The organism is Devosia psychrophila, from assembly GCF_000971275.1.
Taxonomy (GTDB): domain Bacteria; phylum Pseudomonadota; class Alphaproteobacteria; order Rhizobiales; family Devosiaceae; genus Devosia; species Devosia psychrophila.
The window spans coordinates 1-5,176 of the sequence record NZ_LAPV01000162.1 but is presented as its reverse complement, the minus strand read 5'-3'; the positions used below and the strand labels follow the sequence as shown (position 1 = coordinate 5,176).

The window sequence follows — 5,176 nt, the reverse complement described above, 5'->3', positions numbered from 1 at the left end:
GAACCTGGTGAACACCGGCCAGCGCTTGAGCATATAGTCCATGGCTTTGGCCAGATCGTCGTGGCGCGATAGGCCGGGGCGGTGCTTGAGCATCAGGGCTTCGAGCTCGTCCACCAATGGTGCGCTGAGCGCGCGCCGGGTCATGAGGCGGTCTTGCGATGAGTGGCCGTTGATGGAGCGTTCGACCTCAAGCAGGCGATCCATGCGCTGCACGATCTCGCGGGCGAGCGGGGATATCGGCGCCGGCATCTTGCCGCCCGCCTTGCGCCGGGCACTGGCCTCGAGATCTGCCAGCACGAAGAAGGCACGGCGCGCATGGCTCCAGCAGCCCGCCTCGATGATCGGCGCAGGTTGGCGACCGGCGTCATAGAGCCGGGCATAGCCGCCATAGGCATCGGCCTGCAGGATGCCGGACCAGTGGACCAGATGCTGCCTTGGATGTTCGCCGGCGCGGTTGGGCGAATAGAAGAACAGCGCTGCTGGCGGGGCTGGGCCACCAAAGGGGCGATCGTCCCGCACATAGGTCCAGATCCGGCCCGTTGCCGTCTTGCCCCTGGCCAGCACCGGCACGGTGGTATCGTCCCCGTGCAGCCGTTCGGCGCCCATGACATGGGCCGCAAGCCAATGATGCAAGGGCTCAAGCACGGCGGCGGCCGCACCAACCTGGTCGGCCAGGGTCGACAGGCTCAGCGGCACCCCTTCACGGCCATAGCGCTCAACCTGCCGGTTGAGCGGCTGGTGCTGCCCATACTTCTCGAACAGCATCATCGCCAGCAGACTGGGGCCAGCCCAGCCGCGGGCCACCACATGGAACGGCGCCGGTGGCTGGCTGATCTTCTCGCAGTCGCGGCAGGCGACCTTCTCGCGCACCGTCTGTATGACCTTCCACTGGCGCGGGATCACCTCGAGCGTCTCGGTGACGTCGTCACCTATCCGGCTCAACCGGGTTCCCCCGCAGGCTGGACAGGCACACGGCGCAGCAATGATGATGCGCTCGCGCGGCAGATGCTCGGGGAACGGCTGGCGCGATGGGCGACGGCGTTCAAAGCCGGGTGCATCGGCGACCTTGCGGGCTGCCGACTGGGCTGCCGCCTCATCCTGGCTGGCCGTGGCCTGCAACTCCTCAAGCTGAAGCTCAAGTTGATCCAGCAGGCGGCTGCCACGCTCGGCCTTGGTGCCATAGAGCTGATGCTTGAGCTTCTCGATCTGCAGCTTGAGATGGGCGATCAGCGCCTGGTCGTCAGACCGCTCAGCCTGAACAGTTGCTGGCTCGGCCCTGGCTGTCGCAGCCTCTGTCCGCGCGGCCGCCAGTGCCGCCTTGAGCGCTTCGATATCATCTGGAACGGGCGAAACGCTGGCTTGCATGACCATGATGGAATCATAGCCAGCCCCGGGCGTGAAGCGAAAAATGCCCCTACATCAGGGAAAAATGCCCGCCTATCCCGCCCGCGTCGGACGCCAGCTCTGCTGCGGGTTGCGCCAGTCGATCCCTTCGAGCAGATAGCTCATCTGGCCGCCGCTCAAATGCACCGCGCCGCCCATCGTGGAGGGCCAGATGAAGCGCCCGCGCTCCAGCCGCTTGGCATACAGCGACAGACCGATGCCATCATGCCAGAGCGCCTTGATCAGCGACCCGTTGCGACCCCGAAACACGAACACGTCCCCGGCAAACGGGTCCCGCCCCAGCCCTTCCTGGACCAGGCGCGCCAAGCCACCCATCCCCTTGCGCATATCGGTATGGCCGCTGGCCAGCCACACGCGGACATCGGAGCGAACCGGGATCATCGCAGCGCCCGCAGCACCGCCAGCACCAGCCGAGCGGGCGCCGTCGCCGCAATGCTCATCGTCGTCCCTCCGGCCAGTTTGAGCCGGATCACTGGACTATCTGCACGTCCATCCCTGAGCACGTCCGGCATCGAACCTTCGTCCTCGGCCATGACGGCGGGCACAAACACCGCGCCGGGCTGCTGGGCGTCGCGGCGCCACTTGTAGATCAAACTGGTGGACACATCGAACTGCCGCGCGATCTCGGCAATCACCGCGCCAGGCGCAAGCGACGCCAACACAATCTCTTCCCGCTCCGCAGCGCTCCAGCGACGCCGGCGCTCAGGGCCCGAAATAACCGTCATATGCATTATGCTGCGCTCTTAACTGCGTCCTTATGAGCGCAGCATCAGTGCCAGGCACCACTATCGCAAGGCGGCCCTCACCGGAGGCTTACGTTGGAAATAACGTCAAACCAGTCTGCCAAACATTGGCTACATCGTCCCCGACAACGTACCCTGTCGCGCGAATGAACCTTAGAAGCAACGATCTTGCGCCCACCACTTTAAGTAGCGCGGATAACTTTTTTGGGTCCGCGACTGAGATCACCTTTGCGAACAAGGCGACTAAGCACCCACCACCCCGCCACGATTGCCAAAAAGGCGAATAGATAGGGAAAAATGCTGTAAAGCCCGGCGCGTGGCAAAAGTACAATCTTGGGCAGAAGCATTGCCAGCGCGCCAAACCAGATCGCGTTCACACCAGACAGCCAGATCAGCATTGCGAAAGCAAACCCAAATCCAGCCCCTATCAGCACGATAGCCAGCGGATTGCTGAACCCGAACACGATAAAATCCATTATGATAGACCAGCCCAGTCCTTCGCCTTTGGCATAGCCGTCAGGTATGGTTTGTTTCGCCATGTGCTGGGCAAAATACAGGTCGCTCAGGGGACGGCGAGCCCCGGCCATCGATGACACAGCGCCGAAGCCTGGGAGGAAGGTTTGCACGAAAGCGGGCCAGGGATAGGGGGCTGCGTCAAGTGCGAGCGGGAAATATAACAGTGTCGAGCCCTGAGACCTTGCAAACCAAAGTGCTGCATTTGGCTGGATGCTCTCAAGAAAAAACTCGACGCGCGCTTCCGCGCTGTCTGCGACCTCCTGGCTGACAGCCGTGTCCGTCCTTGAGCTAAACGCGAGCGCTGCTTGAGCCAGAACAACGCAGACGACAGGCAGCATCACTGCGGCCCATGTGGGTATCCTCCAGACGCGCTTGTGAATGAACCACGCAAATAGAATAACGAACGCGATAAAGCTGGATCTGATGCCTATCAGGAAGGCCACCGCCGAAACCATTCCAAGTGCAATGATGCACAGCCACTGGATAGTTCTATTGCCAGCTGCGAATGCTAAGCCAAGGGAGATTATCAGCCCATACTGCCCAATCGTTCCCCAGCGCGTACCGAATTCAGACGTTTGTGCGTAAGCTGCCATATAGCCATCGATGCGGGAGGCAACTAGTTGCTGAACTATCCCGTAAACGGCGAGCGGGAACGCGACCAGTAGAAGCGTCACGGCGGGCCAGCACAGGGAGCGCTGCAATGTGGATGGTGTCGGAGCAGATAGGTCTCTGGCCTCAGCCCTGAACGCCCAGAAAAGCAGATAGCCCGAATGTATCGAAAGTATCGCAGGCATCACGGTAGACATAAGAGCAACAGCTCCTGCGGCTGTTGCCGACGCAATGTCCACTGTTTGGTTGGCCATTGCAAATACAGGATCCCCCCTGTAACCAAGGACGTATGAGACCAGTCGTCCTCCGATGAATAGTGTCGTGGTCATCAGAAACAAAATGTATGGCTGGATCAGGGTTTTGTGAAGCCAGTAGGCGGTGGCAACCATAGCCGCAATAGCTGCTATGAACTGCCATGATGCGATCGCCTCAGCATCGTCTAGCGACAGGTCCGCGGCAAAAAATCTCGTCTGAAAATAGGCGCCCATCGCAAGTGCGCTAAATATCCCACCCCGATTAACCGTGCCGTCATAACAGCACACCCCAAATAGTACAGTTTTTCTCGGTTGGCACAAATCTGTGCATTAAACCTGCCTTGGTCGAACAGGCGATACTTGATTTAACCATGTTAAATAAGAGACCCAACGTTATAAGTGTTGTCGCTATGACGACGAGCATCGCCGGGACGATGCGCCGGACGCGCCGCTCGTAAAAGCCTGGGATCGAAAACGTGCCTTCGGTCATCTCTCTGAAATGATCGACGTGAATAGAAATCCCGAAATGACAAAGAAAACATCGACGCCAGTGAACCCTCCAGGAAGCCAAGTCGCCCCACAAAGATACAGAAGAACGCTGACCTGAGCCCCAAGTTCCCTCCGGTTTTGAGGAGAGTCCTTGGGTTGATGTTGTAGTCCTCCTTCCATGCGCTGATCCGGTCGCGAGCCTCAGGTATCAACGAGAGCGTCTCGTTGAGGCATTCATCGCGGAAACTGCCGTTGAAGCTCTTGATGAAGCCGTTCTGCGTCGGCTTGCCAGGAGCAATATAGTGCCAGTCGATCTGCCGGTCCTGGGACCAGCGCAGGATCGCCATGCTGGTAAACTCGGTGCCGTTGTCGCTGACCACCGTCATCGGACGACCGCGTCTGGCGATGATGGCGTCGAGCTCGCGCACCACCCGTCGCCCGGACAGCGATGTATCGGCGAGCAGAGCGTCCACCACGGTCAGCACCCGCCAGCGGCGACCATCGGTGAAGGCATCGCCGACAAAGTTCAGGCTCCAGCGCTGGTTGGGCCGATCTGGCACGATCATGGGCGCCTTTTGCCCAGCGCACGCTTGCGACCGCCGCGCTTGCGGACCTGAAGCCTCTTCTCGCTGTACAGCCGCCTGAGCTTTTTGAGGTTCATCGCGATCCCCTGCCGCTGCAGCATCGCGTGGATGCGCGATAGCCAAACCGGGGTCGTTCCGACGCCACGGCCTTCATCGCTTCCCGCAGTTCCAGGTCGGCAGGCCTCGTGCTGCGATACCGCACGATCGATCGATCAACTTCAACAGCTTCACACGCCCGCCGCTGGCTCACCCATGCACCAGGCAGGCATGAACCCACTGCATCTCGCTTCGCGTCGGGCGTCACCACTAATACCAAATCCCTTGGATTCTGACTCACGGGGGATTCCCAAACGAGTTGAAGTCTGATTCAGATTCGCAAACCACGGGAGGTTTGCGATGGCGGCGGCGGTAGGGCTTCGGGTTGATTACAGTGCGGCGAGCCTACGGGCGCTGAACCGCGCCGGGAATTCCGGAGGCTGTTTGGTATAAGTTATGCGGCCATGGCCGTTTGTTCCAGTGCCGCGTAGAAGTTTGCCTCAGCTTCCGCTGGCGGGATATTGCCGATAGGTTCGAGGAG

The 5,176-nt window shown here is 60.4% G+C and carries 4 protein-coding genes and 1 pseudogene; all 5 read right to left on the bottom strand.

The window, feature by feature from the left end; genetic code table 11:
* Nucleotides 1-1,365, bottom strand: a 1,365-nt coding sequence (gene tnpC, locus WH91_RS18565) for an IS66 family transposase (RefSeq protein WP_046172510.1), incomplete at its 3' end; no start/stop codon positions are given.
* A gap of 72 nt (nucleotides 1,366-1,437) precedes the next feature.
* A complete protein-coding gene (gene tnpB / locus WH91_RS18560) occupies nucleotides 1,438-1,785 on the bottom strand; it encodes an IS66 family insertion sequence element accessory protein TnpB (RefSeq protein WP_046172509.1) in 348 nt (115 codons plus the stop codon).
* Complete coding sequence (gene tnpA, locus WH91_RS18555) at nucleotides 1,782-2,129, bottom strand: IS66-like element accessory protein TnpA (RefSeq protein ID WP_052952964.1); 348 nt, start codon at nucleotides 2,127-2,129, stop codon at nucleotides 1,782-1,784. The genes tnpB and tnpA overlap by 4 nt, the downstream gene beginning before the upstream one ends.
* Before the next feature lie 200 nt (nucleotides 2,130-2,329).
* The gene (locus tag WH91_RS18550; protein WP_046172507.1) at nucleotides 2,330-3,760 is read right to left on the bottom strand and encodes an O-antigen polysaccharide polymerase Wzy; all 1,431 of its coding nucleotides are present in this window, start codon (nucleotides 3,758-3,760) and stop codon (nucleotides 2,330-2,332) included.
* A 416-nt stretch (nucleotides 3,761-4,176) separates the two neighbouring features.
* A pseudogene (locus WH91_RS25570) lies at nucleotides 4,177-4,906 on the bottom strand (integrase core domain-containing protein); the annotation flags it as partial.
* Between the last annotated feature and the right edge of the window lie 270 nt (nucleotides 4,907-5,176).